The organism is Rhodococcus sp. BE178, from assembly GCF_050433545.1.
In the GTDB taxonomy this organism is placed as follows: Bacteria; Actinomycetota; Actinomycetes; order Mycobacteriales; family Mycobacteriaceae; genus Prescottella.
In genome coordinates this window covers 41161-59017 of record NZ_JBNPXA010000011.1, presented here as the reverse complement: position 1 = coordinate 59017, position 17857 = coordinate 41161, and the positions used below count along the sequence as shown (strand labels likewise).

At 68.6% G+C, this 17857-nt stretch carries 17 protein-coding genes; 15 read left to right on the top strand and 2 right to left on the bottom strand.

The annotated features are described in order from the left end of the window. Window positions 1-52: 52 nt before the first annotated feature. From rimP to truB, 11 genes are all read left to right on the top strand, one after another. Window positions 53-619 (top strand): ribosome maturation factor RimP, encoded by a 567-nt coding sequence (rimP, locus tag J2X34_RS18955; RefSeq protein ID WP_429519134.1) that lies wholly within the window; start codon window positions 53-55, stop codon window positions 617-619. Beyond that, window positions 616-1647, top strand: coding sequence for a transcription termination factor NusA (gene nusA / locus J2X34_RS18950; RefSeq protein ID WP_114719732.1), 1032 nt, complete (start codon window positions 616-618; stop codon window positions 1645-1647). The genes rimP and nusA overlap by 4 nt, the downstream gene beginning before the upstream one ends. A gap of 44 nt (window positions 1648-1691) precedes the next feature. After that, the gene (locus J2X34_RS18945) at window positions 1692-2036 is read left to right on the top strand and encodes a YlxR family protein (RefSeq protein ID WP_114719734.1); all 345 of its coding nucleotides are present in this window, start codon (window positions 1692-1694) and stop codon (window positions 2034-2036) included. A 203-nt stretch (window positions 2037-2239) separates the two neighbouring features. Next, window positions 2240-5143 (top strand): translation initiation factor IF-2, encoded by a 2904-nt coding sequence (gene infB, locus J2X34_RS18940; RefSeq protein WP_114719736.1) that lies wholly within the window; start codon window positions 2240-2242, stop codon window positions 5141-5143. 97 nt (window positions 5144-5240) lie between these two features. Then, the gene (locus J2X34_RS18935) at window positions 5241-5531 is read left to right on the top strand and encodes a DUF503 domain-containing protein (RefSeq protein WP_114719738.1); all 291 of its coding nucleotides are present in this window, start codon (window positions 5241-5243) and stop codon (window positions 5529-5531) included. 42 nt (window positions 5532-5573) lie between these two features. Further along, window positions 5574-6059 carry a 30S ribosome-binding factor RbfA gene (gene rbfA, locus J2X34_RS18930; RefSeq protein ID WP_429519131.1) on the top strand — a complete coding sequence of 162 codons (486 nt, stop codon included), beginning with the start codon at window positions 5574-5576 and terminating at the stop codon, window positions 6057-6059. A gap of 12 nt (window positions 6060-6071) precedes the next feature. Beyond that, window positions 6072-7073 carry a DHH family phosphoesterase gene (locus J2X34_RS18925; protein ID WP_114719742.1) on the top strand — a complete coding sequence of 334 codons (1002 nt, stop codon included), beginning with the start codon at window positions 6072-6074 and terminating at the stop codon, window positions 7071-7073. 1 nt (window position 7074) lies between these two features. Next, window positions 7075-8445, top strand: a complete 1371-nt coding sequence (locus J2X34_RS18920; RefSeq protein WP_429519128.1) for an MATE family efflux transporter — start codon at window positions 7075-7077, stop codon at window positions 8443-8445. A gap of 4 nt (window positions 8446-8449) precedes the next feature. Next, entirely contained in the window at window positions 8450-9373 is a 924-nt protein-coding gene (locus tag J2X34_RS18915; RefSeq protein ID WP_114719744.1) for a metallophosphoesterase family protein, read from the top strand. An 11-nt stretch (window positions 9374-9384) separates the two neighbouring features. Then, entirely contained in the window at window positions 9385-10059 is a 675-nt protein-coding gene (gene npt / locus J2X34_RS18910; RefSeq protein WP_429519126.1) for a 4'-phosphopantetheinyl transferase Npt, read from the top strand. A 49-nt stretch (window positions 10060-10108) separates the two neighbouring features. Beyond that, a complete protein-coding gene (truB, locus tag J2X34_RS18905) occupies window positions 10109-11035 on the top strand; it encodes a tRNA pseudouridine(55) synthase TruB (protein WP_114719748.1) in 927 nt (308 codons plus the stop codon). 9 nt (window positions 11036-11044) lie between these two features. Here truB and J2X34_RS18900 read toward each other — a convergent pair whose 3' ends face one another. Both J2X34_RS18900 and J2X34_RS18895 read right to left on the bottom strand, forming a co-directional pair. Next, the gene (locus J2X34_RS18900; protein ID WP_114719750.1) at window positions 11045-11455 is read right to left on the bottom strand and encodes a hypothetical protein; all 411 of its coding nucleotides are present in this window, start codon (window positions 11453-11455) and stop codon (window positions 11045-11047) included. Window positions 11456-11507: 52 nt separating this feature from the next. Continuing rightward, window positions 11508-12179, bottom strand: coding sequence for a metal-dependent transcriptional regulator (locus tag J2X34_RS18895; RefSeq protein ID WP_147283479.1), 672 nt, complete (start codon window positions 12177-12179; stop codon window positions 11508-11510). A 227-nt stretch (window positions 12180-12406) separates the two neighbouring features. Here J2X34_RS18895 and J2X34_RS18890 point away from each other — a divergent pair, with 227 nt between their 5' ends. The 4 genes from J2X34_RS18890 to J2X34_RS18875 all read left to right on the top strand — a co-directional run bounded on the left by J2X34_RS18890 (window position 12407) and on the right by J2X34_RS18875 (window position 17854). Then, entirely contained in the window at window positions 12407-13378 is a 972-nt protein-coding gene (locus J2X34_RS18890; RefSeq protein ID WP_174909699.1) for a bifunctional riboflavin kinase/FAD synthetase, read from the top strand. 135 nt (window positions 13379-13513) lie between these two features. After that, entirely contained in the window at window positions 13514-13783 is a 270-nt protein-coding gene (gene rpsO / locus J2X34_RS18885) for a 30S ribosomal protein S15 (protein WP_031939812.1), read from the top strand. A 282-nt stretch (window positions 13784-14065) separates the two neighbouring features. Further along, window positions 14066-16357 carry a polyribonucleotide nucleotidyltransferase gene (locus tag J2X34_RS18880; protein WP_114719756.1) on the top strand — a complete coding sequence of 764 codons (2292 nt, stop codon included), beginning with the start codon at window positions 14066-14068 and terminating at the stop codon, window positions 16355-16357. Between the two features lie 147 nt (window positions 16358-16504). Next, complete coding sequence (locus J2X34_RS18875; protein WP_429519123.1) at window positions 16505-17854, top strand: M16 family metallopeptidase; 1350 nt, start codon at window positions 16505-16507, stop codon at window positions 17852-17854. Window positions 17855-17857: the final 3 nt, after the last annotated feature.

Genomic DNA, 17857 nt, shown 5'->3' with positions numbered 1-17857 from the left:
TGAGACCACCACACGTCAGTGATGACCACAACTGAAGCGAGGAGCGTCCCAGATGCCGGTGCCGTCGAGGGAGAGGGTTATCGAGCTTCTCGCCGAACCTGTCGAGCGTGAGGGCTACGACCTCGAGGATGTGACGATCACACTCGCGGGCCGGCACAGCTCGGTCCGCGTCATGGTCGACAGTGACGCCGGGCTCGAACTCGACGAGGTCGCCCGGCTCAGCCACGTCATCTCCGACGTGTTCGACGCCGCCTCGGATTTCGGTGAGTCCCCATACACGCTCGAGGTGACGTCGCCGGGTATCGACCGGCCGCTCACCGAGGAGCGCCACTGGCGGCGCGCCCAGGGGCGCAAGGCGTTGATCGAACTCGAATCCGAGTCCGTGACCGGCCGGATCGGCCAGCTCGCCGACGGTGGTGTCGATGTCGTCGTCAAGGCCAAGGGTGGCCCGACGGTGCGTCGTGTGGAACTGGAAGATGTCAGGAAAGCTGTTGTGCAGGTGGAATTCTCGCGACCCGATGCGAGGGAGATCGAGCTTGCGGGTGGAATCCCGGAGGGTCGTGTCGCACCTGCGGACGCGGATGCGTCGAACGAAGAAGTAGAAGGGTCGGACAAGTGAATATCGATATCGCCGCGCTGCGGGCAATCGAGACGGACAAGGGAATCTCCGCGGGCACGATCATCGCGGCGATCGAGACGGCTCTGATCACCGCGTACCGACACACCGAGGGACACCAGCCCCACGCGCGTATCGACGTCGATACCAAGACCGGCATCGTGCGAGTCATGGCGCACGAGGTCGATGCGGACGGCAATCGTGTCGGCGAGGAGTGGGACGACACCCCGGAGGGCTTCGGGCGTATCGCCGCGACCACGGCTCGTCAGGTCATCCTCCAGCGCCTGCGTGACGCCGAGCATGAGCGCAGCTTCGGCGAGTACGCCACCCACGAAGGTGAGATCGTCGGCGGCGTGATCCAGCGCGACACCCGCGCTAACGCGCGCGGCATGGTCGTCGTGCGGATCGGTAGCGAGGCCAACGGGGCCGAGGGTCTGATCCCGCCGGCCGAGCAGGTGCCGGGGGAGACCTACGAGCACGGCGACCGGATCAAGTGCTACGTCGTCGGGGTCTCCCGGGGTCAGCGTGGGCCGCAGATCACGCTGTCGCGGACCCACCCGAATCTGGTCCGCAAGTTGTTCGCCCTCGAGGTTCCCGAGATCGCCGACGGCTCGGTCGAGATCATCGCGGTCGCGCGCGAAGCTGGCCACCGGTCCAAGATCGCGGTTCACTCCCGCGTGCAGGGGCTGAACGCGAAGGGCGCGTGCATCGGCCCGATGGGTCAGCGCGTGCGAAACGTCATGAGCGAACTCGCCGGTGAGAAGATCGACATCATCGACTACGACGAGGATCCGGCGAAGTTCGTCGGCAACGCGCTGTCGCCGTCGAAAGTGGTGTCCGTCACTGTGGTGGATCCCGATGCGCGGGCTGCGCGGGTCGTCGTCCCCGATTTCCAGCTGTCGCTGGCCATCGGCAAGGAGGGGCAAAATGCGCGTCTCGCTGCACGGTTGACCGGGTGGCGTATCGACATCCGCAGTGACGCCGCCCCGGGCCCCGAGTCACAGGTCGGTCGCGAAACGACGGGTGCTTAGAAACAGAATGCGGAGTTCACGCCAATACAGCGGTAGAGTGGTCGATGGTTCAGCGTGAACTGTCGGTGTCTACGCGTGTCCAAGCCGGTGAACCGGTGCGGACGTGCGTTGGATGCAGGCAGAAAGGGCTGGCCGCCGACCTGCTCAGGGTCGTGGCGCGGGAGGCCGAGTCCGGTGGATTCGTCCTCACCCCCGATCCGAAGCGAAGGCTCCCAGGGCGCGGTGCGTGGTTGCACCTCGACCCGAAGTGCCTGGCTGAGGCGGGTCGGCGCCGAGCATTCGGCAGAGCACTACGGGTGTCCGGAAGTCTGGATTCCTCGGAACTCGACCGGCTGACCGAGCCGGGCGGGATGTTCGAGACATCGAAGGCGGGTCATTCGAACCTGTGAAAACAGGCACAGTGATCACGCAGGACGTAGTACCACTCGGGACCTCTCGGGTTGCACAACACTCGGGAATGTCGAGCAGTACCTCAGAGAACAGGCACAAGCACTCATGAGCACACCGTGAAGCACCAGCGATGAACGTCCATCGGAGATAACCGAGGTCGTGCGGGCAAGTCGCTCGCTCGACCTCTCAGTAGAGGAGAGCAGTGGCAGGCAAGGCCCGCGTGCACGAGTTGGCGAAAGAACTCGGTGTCACAAGTAAGGAACTACTCGCACGGCTCAAGGAGCAGGGCGAGTTCGTGAAGTCGGCGTCCTCCACGGTGGAGGCGCCCGTCGCGCGTCGTCTGCGGGAGTCGTTCCCGTCCGCGAAGTCGCAGACCGAAGGCAAGACGGAAGGCTCGGACAGTGCTCCGCGTCCGTCCGCCAAGCCCGGTGCGGTCGCGCCCAAGCCCGGTGCCCCGCGCCCCGGCCCCAAGCCCGCTCCGGCCGCTCCCGCGGCCCCGGCGGCAGAAACCCCGGCGGCTCCGGCCGCTCCCAGCGCTCCGGCCGCCAAGGTGCCCGGTCCGCGGCCCGGCCCGGCACCCACGCCGGCGCCGAAGCCTGCCCCGCAGGCACCCGCTGCTCCGGCCGCGCCCGCTGCTCCGGCAGCTCCGGCGGCCTCGGCCGCTCCGGCTCCAGCAGCCCCGACCGCTCCGGGCCCCAAGCCCGGTGGTCCGCGCCCCGGCCCCAAGCCGCCGCGCGTCGGTAACAACCCGTACTCCTCGGCTCCCGCCGACCGTCCGGCTCCGCGCCCGGCACCCGGTGCCCCGCGTCCGGGTGCTCCGCGTCCGGGTCCGCAGGGCGGTGCCCCGCGTCCGGGTGCTCCCGGCGCTCCGCGCCCGGCCGCAGGTCCCGGTGGCCCGCGTCCGGCTCCCGGCCAGGGCGGCCCCCGTCCCAGCCCCGGATCCATGCCTCCCCGTCCGAGTCCCGGTGCGATGCCGGCCCGCTCGTCGCGTCCCGCACCCGGTGCGGGTCGTCCCGGCGGCGGCCGTCCCGGCGCTCCCGGCGGTCGTCCGGGTGGTGGCGGCGGTGGCTACCGCGGTGGCGGCGCTCCCGGTGCCGGTGCTCCCGGTGCCGGTGCAGGTGCCGGTGCTCCCGGTGGATTCCGCGGTCGCCCCGGTGGCGGCGGCGGACGTCCGGGTGGTCGCGGCGGTGCCGCGGGTGCCTTCGGTCGCCCCGGTGGCGCTCCGCGTCGCGGTCGTAAGTCGAAGCGGCAGAAGCGTCAGGAATACGATTCCATGCAGGCGCCCGCCGTCGGCGGCGTGCGGTTGCCCCGTGGCAACGGTGAGACCATCCGTCTCGCTCGCGGCGCATCCCTCTCCGACTTCGCGGAGAAGATCGACGCGAACCCGTCGGCACTGGTCCAGGCGCTGTTCAACCTCGGCGAGATGGTCACGGCCACTCAGTCGGTGAACGACGAGACCCTCGAGCTGCTCGGCGGCGAGATGAACTACGTCGTCCAGGTCGTCAGCCCGGAGGACGAGGACCGCGAGCTGCTCGAGTCGTTCGACCTCACCTACGGCGAGGATGCCGGTAACGAGGACGACCTCGAGTCGCGTCCGCCGGTGGTCACCGTCATGGGTCACGTCGACCACGGCAAGACCCGCCTGCTCGACACGATCCGCAAGGCCAACGTCCGCGAGGGCGAGGCCGGTGGCATCACCCAGCACATCGGCGCCTACCAGGTGCTGACCGAGCTGGACGGCAATGAGCGTCTGGTGACGTTCATCGATACCCCGGGTCACGAGGCGTTCACCGCCATGCGTGCCCGCGGTGCCAAGGCCACCGACCTCGCGATTCTCGTGGTCGCGGCCGACGACGGCGTCATGCCGCAGACGGTGGAGGCGATCAACCACGCCCAGGCGGCCGACGTGCCGATCGTGGTCGCGGTGAACAAGATCGACAAGGAGGGGGCGAACCCGGACAAGATCCGCCAGCAGCTCACCGAGTACGGCCTCGTCACCGAGGAGTACGGCGGCGACACCATGTTCGTCGACATCTCGGCCAAGCAGGGCACCAACATCGATGCCCTCCTGGAAGCGGTGCTGCTGACCGCGGATGCCTCCCTGGATCTGCGCGCCAACCCGGACATGGATGCCCAGGGTGTCGCGATCGAGGCGCACCTCGACCGTGGCCGTGGTCCCGTGGCGACCGTGCTCATCCAGCGCGGCACCCTGCGGGTCGGCGACTCGATCGTCGCGGGCGACGCCTACGGCCGCGTCCGTCGCATGATCGACGAGCACGGAGACGACGTCGAGGAGGCACTGCCTTCGCGTCCCGTCCAGGTCGTCGGCTTCACGTCGGTCCCCGGCGCAGGCGACAACCTGCTCGTGGTCGACGAGGACCGGATCGCCCGCCAGATCGCGGACCGGCGTAATGCACGCAAGCGCAACGCGCTCGCTGCCCGCAGCCGCAAGCGCATCAGCCTGGAAGATCTGGATGCCGCGCTCAAGGAGCACAACGAGCTCAACCTCATCCTCAAGGGCGACAACTCCGGCACCGTCGAGGCGCTGGAAGAGGCCCTCATGGGGATCGAGATCGACGACGAGGTGCAGCTGCGCGTGATCGACCGCGGTGTCGGTGGCATCACCGAGACCAACGTCAACCTGGCGTCCGCGTCCAACGCGATCATCATCGGCTTCAACGTCCGTGCCGAAGGCAAGGCGACGGAGCTGGCGAACCGCGAGGGCGTCGACATCCGGTACTACTCGGTGATCTACCAGGCCATCGACGAGGTTGAGAAGGCCCTCAAGGGCATGCTCAAGCCGGTCTACGAGGAGGTGTCGCTGGGCAAGGCCGAGATCCGTGCCATGTTCCGCTCCTCGAAGATCGGCAACATCGCGGGCTGCCTCGTCACCTCGGGCATCGTGCGCCGCAACGCGAAGGCACGCCTGATCCGTGACAACGCGGTGATCGCCGAGACCATGACGATCTCGTCGCTCAAGCGGGAGAAGGACGACGCGACCGAGGTCCGCGAGGGCTACGAGTGCGGTCTGACCGTCACGTACTCCGACATCAAGGTCGGCGACGTGATCGAGGCCTACGAGCTTCGCGAGAAGCCGCGGGACTAGTCGCACCGCACGTGTCCCTCCCCGGTGGCCTGGTGCCACCGGGGAGGGACACTCCGGCTGTGCCGGTAGTCGACATCTCACACCGGAGGGAGGACTGGTGTATCTCGGTGCGCTCGAGATGGACATCCTGTTCGGCGATGTGCGGTCATTGAAGGAGAAGCGGTCGCTGGTCCGACCGGTTCTGACCGAATTGCGCCGATATGGGGTGTCAGCTGCCGAGACCGGCGAGCAGGACCGCTACAGGCGGGCCCTGCTCGGTGTCGCGGTGGCCAGTTCGGGGGTCGATCATGTCCACGAGGTGCTGGATCAGTGCGAGCGGCACGTCGCTGGACGACCGGAACTGCAGTTACTGGCAGTTCGACGAAGAATTTTCGGCCCCGAGGATTAACGGGCTGACGGCGGAGATATCCCAGAGAGGAGACTGATTGCCATGGCAGATCCTGCACGCGCACGCAGGCTCGCTAAGCGAATCAGCACGATCGTCGCGACGGCGATCGACCACGAGATCAAGGACCCGCGTCTGGCCTTCGTGACCATCACCGACGCGAAGGTCACGGCCGACCTGCACGACGCCACCGTGTACTACACGGTGATGGGGGCGGACCTCGAGTCCGAACCCGACGTCGCGGGTGCCGCCGCCGGTCTCGAGAAGGCCAAGGGTGTGCTCCGCTCCAAGGTGGGCGCCGGGACCGGGGTGCGGTTCACGCCGACCCTGACGTTCGTCGCGGACACCGTGCCGGACACCGCTCGGCACATGGAAGAGCTGCTCGCTCGTGCGCGCGCCGCGGACGATGCCGTGGCACGTGCCCGGGAGAACGCGCAGCCGGCGGGCGACACCGACCCCTACAAGGAGTCGCGCGCGGCCGACGGCGACGAGTCTGCCGCCGGGGACGTGTCCTCGTCCGAGGACAACTGACCCGCGGCGCCCATGACCCACTGCCCGGAAACCTCGCCCCCGGCCCTCGGCCCGCAGAACCTGCATGCGCAGGATGCGGTCGAGGTGCTGGCGGGTGCGACGTCGGTGACGATCCTCTGTCACCTCCAACCCGATGCCGACACGATCGGTAGCGGTCTTGCTCTCGGAATGGTCTTCGAGCGCAAGGGAATTCCGGTCCAGGTGTCGTTCGCGGCGCCCGCTGACCTGCCGGTGTCGATGTCGGGTCTGCCCGGCACGCACCTGCTGGTTCCGGCGGACGCCGTCGACGAGGACGTCGATCTACTCGTCACCGTCGACTGCGGCAGCACGGGACGGCTCGGCAAGCTGGCGTCCCGTCTGGGCGGGGCGCGGCGGTCGCTGGTGATCGACCATCACCGGTCCAACACCCGTTTCGGGATGTTCAACCTGGTCGACGAGTCCGCCGAGGCGACCACGGCCGTGCTGGCGGAAATATTCGACCTGTGGGGTGTGGAGATCGACGCCGACCTCGCGCACTGCCTGTACGCCGGACTCGTGACCGACAGCGGATGCTTCCGCTGGGTGCAGCCGGGCACACACACCCTCGCCGAGCGACTGCTCGGCACCGGCATCGACGGCGCCGCCATTGCGCGCCGACTGCTCGACACCCACCCGTTCGGCTGGCTGCCGATGCTCGGCTCTGTGCTGTCGTCGGCGGCCCTGGTGCCGGACGCCGCGGACGGCCGCGGACTGGTGCACGCGGTGATCCGCTGCGCCGACTCCGCCGGACTCGGGTCCGAGGAAGTCGAGAGCGTCATCGACATCGTGCGCACCACCTCTGAGGCGGAGGTCGCGGCGGTGTTCAAGGAGTCCGCGCCGGACGTGTGGTCGGTGTCGCTGCGCTCGAAGGAGTCGGTGGACGTCTCGGCGGTCGCGGAACGGCTCGGGGGCGGCGGGCACCGGTTCGCGGCCGGCTACACCGCGACGGGCACCAGCGAATCGGTCGTCGCCGCGTTGCAGGAAACCCTCGGCTGACTTGACCGGCACGACAGACCGCACCACCGAGATCGCCGAGGGCGCCGACGTCGGGGCCCGCCGGATCCTCGGGCTCGCGCTGCCCGCGCTCGGCGTTCTCGCCGCGGAGCCGCTCTACCTCCTGCTCGACATCGCCGTCGTCGGGCATCTCGGTGCCCTCGCGCTCGCGGGCCTCGCCGTCGGCGGGCTCGTCCTCGCCCAGGTCAGCACCCAGCTCACGTTCCTCTCGTACGGGACCACCGCGCGGGCGTCGCGCATGCACGGCGCCGGCCGGGAACGGGACGCGGTCGGGGAGGGTGTGCAGGCCACGTGGCTGGCCCTCGGCATCGGCGCGGCGCTCGTCGCCGTCGTCCAACTGCTGGCCGGGCCCATCACGTCGCTGATCGCGGGGTCCGGCGACATTGCCTCCGAGGCGGAGCAATGGCTGCGTGTCGCGGTGTTCGGGGCGCCCCTGATTCTGGTCGCGATGGCCGGCAACGGCTGGATGCGCGGTGTGCAGAACACCATGCGGCCCTTGCGGTTCGTACTGGTGGGGCAGGCGATCTCGGCGGTGCTGTGTGTGCTGCTGGTGCACGGCGTGGCCGGGGCGCCCCGGCTCGAGTTGGTCGGGTCGGCGATCGCGAACGTCGCGGGTCAAGCGACGTCGGCGGTGCTGTTCGGGGTGGCGTTGCTGCGCTCTGGTGTGCCGCTGCGGCCGCGCGCCGGGATCATGCGGGCGCAGATGGTCCTCGGCCGCGATCTGATCCTGCGCAGCCTGGCCTTCCAGGCGTGCTTCCTGTCGGCGGCGGCTGTCGCGTCGCGGTTCGGTGCCGCGTCCGTCGCCGCCCACCAGGTGGTGCTGCAGCTGTGGAACCTGGTGTCGCTGACGCTCGATTCGCTCGCGATCGCCGCGCAGACCCTGGTGGGGGCCGCACTGGGCCGCAGCGACGTGCGCGGAGCGAAGCGGCTCGCGTGGCGTCTGACGCGTTGGTCGGCGGTGTTCGCGATCGTGCTGGCCCTGGTGTTCGCGGCCGGGCACACGGTGATCCCGGCGCTGTTCACCGAGGATCCCGCCGTGCTCGACCAGGCGGCGGTGGCGTGGTGGTTCTTCGTCGGCATCACGCCGGTCGCGGGCGTGGTGTTCGCGCTCGACGGCGTGTTGCTGGGTGCGGGCGATGCCGCGTTCCTGCGGACCGCGACGCTGGCCTGCGCACTTGTCGGATTCCTCCCGCTCATCTGGGCGTCGCTGGCCTGGGACTGGGGACTGGCCGGAATCTGGACGGGGCTTACTGTGTTCCTCATGCTGCGGATGTTCGCTGTGTTGTGGCGCACAGCGTCGGGCCGCTGGGCCGTCGGGGGTTCCGATCTCCAGTTCCGGGAGACGAAAGGGTAGTGGTGTGGCAGGGAAGTTGATGGCGGTGAGCGACACACACGTCGGACACCGGGGGAATCGTCCGATCACCGAGGAGATCTTCCCGGACTCGCCCGACGACTGGCTGATCGTCGCGGGCGACGTCTCGGAGAAGACCGACGACATCCGCTGGGCGCTGACGTTGCTGAAGAGTCGTTTCGCGAAGGTGATCTGGGTGCCCGGCAACCACGAGTTGTGGACCACCGCCAAGGATCCGGTGCAGATGCACGGGAAAGCCCGCTACGACTACCTCGTCGACATGTGCCGCGAGATCGGTGTGCTGACGCCGGAGGATCCGTACCCGGTGTGGGAGGGCGAGGGCGGTCCCGCCACGATCGTGCCGATGTTCCTGCTGTACGACTACTCGTTCCTGCCGGCCGGGGCGATCGACAAGGCCGACGGCCTGCGCATCGCGCGGGACAAGAACGTCGTGGCCACCGACGAGTTCTTGCTGTCGTCGGAGCCCTACGCGACCCGGGACGCCTGGTGCCGGGCCCGGATCGAGGAGACTCGACAGCGACTCGACGCCCTGGACCCGTCGGTCCCGACCGTCCTGATCAACCACTTCCCGCTGGTCCGCGAGCCCACCGCGGTCCTGTACTACCCGGAGTTCGCGCTGTGGTGCGGCACCGAGGCGACCAAGGACTGGCATACCCGCTACAACGCCGTGTGCTGTGTGTACGGCCACCTCCACATTCCCCGCACGACGTACTACGACGGGGTGCGGTTCGAGGAGGTGTCCGTCGGTTACCCGCGCGAGTGGCAGCGCCGCGGCCTGCCCGACAAGCTGCTGCGCCAGATCCTGCCGGTGCCGGACTACGCGCCCGGCACCCTGAACAAGTTCGGCGGACACTTTCGGATCACCGCGGAGCAGGAAGCGGAGTACGAGCGGATGAGAGCGCAGCGTTGAGAGGAACTGGGTTGATCGAGCGCATTCTGCCCACCGGTGTCGCCTCGGCGGAGCTGTTCGAGGACCCGCCCGGCCTGCAGCCGCATCCGCAGGAGGAGTCGCTGATCGCGAAGGCGGTCGAGAAGCGCCGCCGCGAGTTCATCGGCGCCCGCCACTGCGCCCGGCTCGCTATGGCGGACCTGGGGATGGAACCGGCCCCGATCCTGCGGGGCGACAACGGTTCTCCCGTGTGGCCGCGGGGCGTCGTGGGGAGCCTGACGCACTGCGACGGCTACCGCGCCGCGGTCCTCGGCTACGCGATGCAGGTCCGCAGCGTCGGCATCGACGCCGAGCCGAACGGGCCACTGCCCGACGGCGTTCTCGACGCCGTGAGCCTGCCCGAGGAACGCGAGTGGCTCACCGGCGTCGACCCGGCCGTCGTGCACTGGGATCGGCTGCTGTTCTGCGCCAAGGAGGCCACCTACAAGGCGTGGTTCCCACTGACGCGGCGCTGGCTCGGTTTCGAGGACGCACACATCACGTTCACCGGCGGGACCGAAAGCGCCGACGGTGGGGCGATGGGCTCTTTCCATTCGAGGCTTCTGGTGCCGGGCGGAACGACCGACGGATCAGCGCCGCTGGTCAGCTTCGACGGCCGCTGGCTGGTGTCGGACGGGCTGATCGTCACGGCCATCTCGGTGAGCTGAGTAGGAGCCGAGTCGGTGATCCGACCGGCGGCTGGCAGAATCGGACCACGTGTCCAAGTCTCAAAAACCGTCCTCCGGCCTCGTCGGCGCCGGCCTGCTGATCGTCGACAAGGATGCGGGGATGACCAGCCACGACGTGGTCGCCCGGTGCCGGAAGCTGCTCAACACCCGCAAGGTGGGCCACGCCGGAACCCTCGACCCGATGGCGACCGGTGTGCTGATCCTCGGTGTGGAACGGGCGACCAAGCTGCTAGGACTGCTGGCATTGACCACCAAGTCGTACAGCGCGACGATCCGGCTGGGCCAGGCCACCACGACCGACGACGCGGAGGGGGAGGTCCTCTCGACCTCGGACGCGTCGGCCGTCACCGACGAGCAGATCGCGGCCGAGGTTGCCAAGCTCACCGGCGACATCCAGCAGGTGCCGGCGAGTGTGAGCGCCATCAAGGTCGACGGTCAGCGCGCTCACGCCCGGATCCGTGCGGGTGAGGAGGTCACGCTCGCGGCCCGTCCCGTGACGGTCTCGCGCTTCGAGGTGCTGGCGCGGCGCGACGTGCCGTCCGAGGACGGGGGATTCGTCGACCTCGACGTGGACGTCGACTGCTCGTCCGGCACTTACATCCGCGCACTCGCCCGGGATCTGGGTGCGACGCTCGGAGTCGGTGGCCATCTGACGGCGCTGCGACGCACCAGCGTCGGGCCGTTCACACTCGAGCATGCCCGCACCCTGGACCAGCTCGCGGACGATCCGGGCGTCAGCCTCGACATCGACCAGGCCGCACAGACAGCGTTCCCGCACCGGCAGATCACCGCCGAGGAGGCCGAATCGATCAGCCAGGGCCGGTGGCTCGAGCCGATCGGGTTGAAGGGCGTGTACGCGGCGATCGACCCGAACGGGCACACCATCGCCCTGCTGCAGGAGCGCGGCAAGCGGGCCAGTTCGGTGATGGTGGTGCGGCCGGCGACCCTCCAGTAGCGCAGGTGTTCAGCTGCCCGGAATGAACCCCGGGTAGACGAAATGCACCGGCCCGCCACCGGGCTCGTTCGACCCCATCGATCCGGGGTAGTCCATCGGCAGGTGGACCAGCTTGTGCGGATTTCCCTCGCGGTCGGCCTGCCAGCACTCGGACAGGACGCCGTGGAAGCCGGTGCACACGATGCGGGTGCTGGTGCCGAAGGGTGACGTCAGCCGGTTGCGGCTGACGAACGGATTCCAGTAGTCCGGGTCGGTGGGCGTCAGGAAGCCGTAGTACTCGGCGGGACCGGTGGCGCTGGGGTAGGGCGGGACCGGCGGCCATTCGTCCGCGGAGGCGATTCCGGCACCGGCGACGGCGACGGCACCGATGGCGGACACGGTCGCGGCCGATCGTGCGATCCGACGGACGACTGAGTTCATCACGGACCTCGTTCCGGTCGTGTGCCGCCCGACGTGGTGCGGTGAGCCGAGCCTAGACCAGCCAGATGGCCTGTGCGGCAGGGTTGCCGAGGTCGACGGTGTCCGGCCGCGCGTCGAGCCGGATCGACACGGTGCCGGCGAAGTCTCGACGTTCGACGACGGCGATCTCGGTGTCGAGTGCGATCCCGACCGAGTCGAAGTAGCGCAGCATCGCCGGATCGGCGTCGGAGATGCGGGCGACGCGCCCGGAATCGCCGTCCTGGAAGTCGCTGAGCTGGCGGGCCGGCGGCGTGGGCACCGAGCCGTCGGCGGCCGGAATGGGATCGCCGTGCGGATCGCGCTCGGGGAATCCGAGCTTGGCGTCCATCCGGTCGATCATGCGGTCCGAGACGGCGTGCTCGAGAACCTCCGCCTCGTCGTGCACCTCGTCCCAGCCGTACCCGAGTTCGTTGACGAGGAACGTCTCGATGAGCCGGTGCCGGCGCACCATCGACACGGCCGCGGACCGGCCGGCGTCGGTCAGCGCGATCGAACCGTACCGGGCATGGTCGACCAGACCCTGGTCGGACAGCTTGCGGATGGCCTCCGAGACGGTGGATGCCGAGACGCCGATCCGCTCGGCCAGCAGCTTGGTCGACACCCGCTCGCGCGACCATTCCTGGACCGTCCAGATCACCTTGAGGTAGTCCTGCGCCACCGACGACAAGGTCTCCGGGCGGGTCACCTCGCTCGGAGGGGTTACGTCTGACTTCTGCGTGGCCACGGTTACGAGCTTAGGCAACAGTCACCCGGGACACACATCAACATCCCGTCGGACACACCGCTGCCGTGCGCACAGCGGACACCGGAGTCGCCGACCGGTTCGTTGATCGCGCAACATGATCAGCGGATTCGCACCGCAGAGTCGGTCCGAACGTGACCGGCGTCCGCAGTGGCCGTAGGCTGCCACCTGTGCAGAGATGGCGAGGTCTGGACGATGTGCCGGCGGACTGGGGGCGTTGTGTCCTGACGATCGGCGTTTTCGACGGCGTGCACCGTGGGCACGCGCAACTGATTTCCCGCGCGGTCGGCGCGGCTCGTGAGCGTGGAATTCCCAGTGTCCTCATGACATTCGATCCGCATCCGGCGGAGGTCGTGCGCCCGGGTAGTCACCCGGCGCAGCTGACGACGCTGCCGCGGCGGGCCGAGTTGGCCGAGGAGTTGGGAATCGACGTCTTCTGCGTCATGCCCTTCACGACGGAGTTCATGAAGCTCTCTCCCGAGCGGTACGTCCACGAGATCCTGGTCGAGCGTCTGCATGTCGCAGAGGTCGTCGTCGGCGAGAACTTCACGTTCGGTCGCAAGGCGGCCGGCAATGTCGACCTGCTCCGTGAGACGGGCGCGCGGTTCGGATTCGCCGTCGACGGTGTGAACCTGCTCGCCGAGCACGCCGTCACCTTCTCCTCGACCTACATCCGCTCGTGCGTCGACGCGGGAGACGTCGCGGCGGCCACGGAGGCGCTCGGACGCCCGCACCGCGTCGAAGGCGTCGTCGTGCACGGCGACGGTCGTGGGCGTGGGCTCGGCTTCCCGACCGCGAACATCGCACCGCCGATGTACTCGGCGATTCCCGCGGACGGCGTGTACGCGGCGTGGTTCACCGTCCTGGGCGCCGGCCCGGTCGAGGGCACGGTGGAGCCGGGACAGCGCTACCAGGCGGCTGTCTCGGTGGGTACCAACCCGACCTTCTCCGGCCGTACCCGCACCGTCGAGGCATTCGTGCTCGACCGGGAGGCCGACCTGTACGGCCAGCACGTCGCGGTCGACTTCGTCGAGCGCGTTCGAGGCATGGAGAAGTTCGACTCGGTGGACGCGCTGATCGAGGAGATGGGCCGCGACGCCGAGAAGGCCCGCAAGATCCTCACCGAGGCTGCCGAGCACTGACCGAGGCGCCGTACCTGGTAGGATTTCCCGCTGGTGTGTGCTGCGGTTCGCGGCGGCCGCACCCGTCGGGGGTCCGGTGCGAGCCGGAATCTCCGATTTCCATTCACGCGGACGTCAGTTACAGGAGTGCACCAAGTGGCATTGACCACCGAGCAGAAGAAGCAGATCCTCGGCGAGTACGGACTGCACGAGACCGACACCGGTTCGCCGGAGGCGCAGGTGGCCATGCTCACCAAGCGCATCGTCGATCTCACCGAGCACCTGAAGATGCACAAGCACGACCACCACTCCCGCCGCGGCCTGCTGCTGCTGGTCGGACGCCGTCGTCGTCTGCTCAAGTACGTCCAGAAGGTCGACATCGCCCGCTACCGTTCGCTCATCGAGCGTCTCGGCCTGCGCCGATAAGACGGTCACACGGCGAGTTGGCTCGCCGACCTCACCGATAGCCAGCGAGGCTTGCATAGTCGATGCTTAGACTGAGCCTCGTTGGCTATCGGTGTTTGCACCACCCCCGCCGCCCGCGCCTGCAGCCGTGGCGTCGGTCTTCGGTAGTGGCCCTCCGGATGCAATCCGGCAGGCTTCGATCGATGGCCGCCTCCGCACTGTGAGGGGTGCGCAGCCGCGACCAGGAGGGTCGCGGCGCCCATGCGGATACGGCAAAAGACGAGAGGGAAGAGAAGAAAAGAAATGACAGAGAATTCCGCGAATTCCGCAAATTCCGCAATCGAGGTCGAAGAGGGCGTGTTCGAGTCCTCCGCCGTCATCGACAACGGGAGCTACGGCACCCGCACCATTCGTTTCGAGACCGGTCGCCTTGCTCAGCAGGCCGCCGGCGCCGTCGTCGCCTACCTCGACGACGAGACCATGCTGCTGTCGGCCACCTCGGCCAGCAAGCAGCCCAAGGAGCACTTCGACTTCTTCCCCCTGACGGTGGACGTCGAGGAGCGCATGTACGCCGCGGGCCGCATCCCCGGCTCGTTCTTCCGTCGTGAGGGCCGTCCCTCCACCGACGCGATCCTGACCTGCCGTCTGATCGACCGGCCGCTGCGCCCGTCGTTCGTCGACGGCCTGCGCAACGAGATCCAGGTCGTCGTGACGGTCCTGAGCCTCGATCCCAAGGATCTGTACGACGTCGTCGCGATCAACGCCGCTTCCGCGTCCACTCAGATCGCCGGTCTGCCGTTCTCCGGTCCCGTCGGTGGCGTGCGTGTCGCGCTCATCACGTCCGAGGACAACAAGAAGGGCCAGTGGGTCGCGTTCCCGACGGTCGAGCAGCTCGAGACCGCGGTGTTCGACATGGTCGTCGCGGGCCGCGTCGTCTCCGGCTCCGGTGACGACGCCGACGTCGCGATCATGATGGTCGAGGCCGAGGCCACCGAGAACGTCATCGAGCTCATCGACGGCGGCGCGCAGGCGCCCACCGAGGCGATCGTGGCCGAGGGCCTCGAGGCCGCCAAGCCGTTCATCGCTCGCCTGTGCCAGGCCCAGCAGCAGCTGGCCGAGAAGGCTGCCAAGCCGACCGGTGAGTTCCCGCTGTTCCCGGCGTACCAGGACGACGTCTTCGCCGCCGTCGAGGCCGCCGCGACCGAGAAGCTCACGGCCGCGCTGTCCATCGCCGGCAAGCAGGAGCGCGACGACAAGACCGACGAGGTCAAGGTCGACGTGCTCGAGCAGGTCGCTCCGCAGTTCGAGGGCCGCGAGAAGGAGATCGGCGCTGCGTTCCGCTCGCTGACCAAGAAGCTTGTGCGCCAGCGCATCCTGCGCGACCAGTTCCGCATCGACGGCCGTGGCATCACCGACATCCGGTCGCTGTCCGCCGAGGTCGCCGTGATCCCGCGTGCGCACGGTTCCGCGCTGTTCGAGCGTGGCGAGACCCAGATCATGGGCGTCACCACCCTGGACATGGTCAAGATGGCGCAGCAGATCGACTCGCTGGGCCCCGAGACCAGCAAGCGCTACATGCACCACTACAACTTCCCGCCGTACTCCACCGGTGAGACGGGTCGCGTGGGCTCGCCGAAGCGTCGCGAGATCGGGCACGGCGCCCTCGCCGAGCGCGCGCTCATGCCGGTGCTGCCCAGCCAGGAAGAGTTCCCGTACGCCATCCGTCAGGTCTCGGAGGCACTGAGCTCCAACGGTTCCACCTCGATGGGCTCGGTCTGCGCCTCGACGCTGTCGCTGCTCAACGCCGGTGTGCCGCTGAAGGCTCCGGTCGCCGGCATCGCGATGGGCCTGGTCTCCGACGAGGTCGACGGCGAGACCCGCTACGTCGCGCTCACCGACATCCTCGGCGCCGAGGATGCCTTCGGCGACATGGACTTCAAGGTCGCGGGCACGAAGAACTTCGTCACCGCCCTGCAGCTCGACACGAAGCTCGACGGCATCCCCTCGAAGGTGCTGGCCGGCGCGCTGTCGCAGGCGCACGACGCCCGCACCACGATCCTCGAGGTCATGGCCGAGGCCATCGACACCCCGGACGAGATGAGCCCGTTCGCGCCGCGCATCACGACCATCAAGGTCCCCGTGGACAAGATCGGTGAGGTCATCGGCCCCAAGGGCAAGATGATCAACTCGATCACCGAGGAGACCGGCGCCAACATCTCGATCGAGGATGACGGCACGGTGTACGTCGGTGCCGCGGACGGCCCGTCTGCGCAGGCTGCGATCGACAAGATCAACGCCATCGCCAACCCGCAGCTGCCCAAGGTGGGCGAGCGTTTCCTCGGCACGGTCGTCAAGACCACCGCCTTCGGTGCGTTCGTCTCGCTGCTCCCGGGCCGCGACGGACTGGTGCACATCTCCAAGCTGGGCAACGGCAAGCGGATCGCCAAGGTCGAGGACGTCGTCAACGTGGGCTCCAAGCTCCGCGTCGAGATCGCCGACATCGACAACCGCGGCAAGATCTCGCTGATCCCCGTCGAAGACGATGCAGCGGGCGCGCCTGCTGATTCCGCCGAGGGTGACGCCGCCGCCGAGTAGGTCGGCCACAGCAGTACCGGGTCCGGCCCCGCACGGTTCGTCCGTGCGGGGCCGGACCTTTACCCGGGTGTATCGTGGATCGACGTTCACCGCACCTTCCGAGGTTTTCGGGACATCGTCCGGACTTAAGGAAACACGAACCGCCACATGGCTCAATCCCTTCGCGCGAAGCCCCTGAAGGCCCGACCCGGCTCCGCTCTCGATCCGCATCCCCGCACCGGCGTGCAGCGCACGGAGCTTCCCGGTGGCCTCCGGGTGGTCACCGAACACGTCCCGGGTGTGCGTTCGGCGTCCATCGGCGTCTGGGTCGGCGTCGGATCACGCGACGAGCAGCCCACCGTGGCCGGCGCCGCGCACTTCCTCGAACACCTGCTGTTCAAGTCCACCCCCACCCGCTCGGCGCTCGACATCGCTCAGATGATGGACGGGGTCGGCGGCGAACTCAATGCGTTCACGTCCAAGGAGCACACCTGCTTCTACGCGCACGTCCTCGACGACGACCTGCCGCTCGCGGTGGATCTCGTGAGCGACGTCGTGCTGCGCGGACGGTGCCGGTCGGTCGACGTCGACGTCGAGCGTCAAGTGGTGCTCGAGGAGATCTCGATGCGCGACGACGACCCGGAGGATCTTCTCGGTGACGCGTTCCTGACCGCGCTGTTCGGTGACCACCCCGTGGGCCGGCCGGTGATCGGCAGCATCGAGTCGATCGAGTCGATGACCCGCACCCAGCTGCATTCGTTCCACGTCCGCCGCTACACGCCGGATCGCATGGTGGTCGCGGTCGCGGGCAACGTCGAACACGAGCATGTCGTGGAATTGGTGCGCCGGGCCTTCGCGGGGCACCTGGACCGGTCCGCATCACCCGCACCACGGCGCGAGGGTGCGATCCGGCTGCGGACCGCGCCGACGCTGAGCCTGACGAAACGCGACAGCGAGCAGGCACACCTGGCGCTGGGCGTGCGGGCGTTCGGTCGCCACGAGGGTCATCGCTGGCCCTTGTCGGTGCTCAACGCCGCGGTGGGCGGAGGTCTGAGTTCTCGCCTGTTCCAAGAGATCCGGGAGGAACGCGGGCTCGCCTACTCGGTGTACTCGGGGGTGGACACCTTCGCCGACACCGGCGCCTTCTCGGTGTACGCCGGCTGCCAGCCGGAGAACCTCGGCGAGGTGGCGACCCTGATCCGCGAGGTGCTCGCGAACGTCGCGTCCGACGGCATCACCGACGCCGAGTGCGCCCGCGCGAAGGGCTCGCTGCGGGGCTCGCTGGTGCTGGGGCTGGAGGATTCGGGTTCTCGGATGACCCGGATCGGCCGCAGCGAACTGAACTACGGCAACCACCAGTCGGTGTCGGAGACCCTCGCGCGCATCGACGAGGTCACCACCGACGAGGTGCGCGACGTCGCCCGGGTCCTGCTCCAGCGGCCGTTCGCGGCCGCGGTGGTGGGGCCGTACCGGCGCAAGCGGGACCTGCCCGCATCGGTTCGGGGGATCGTCCAGTAGTGG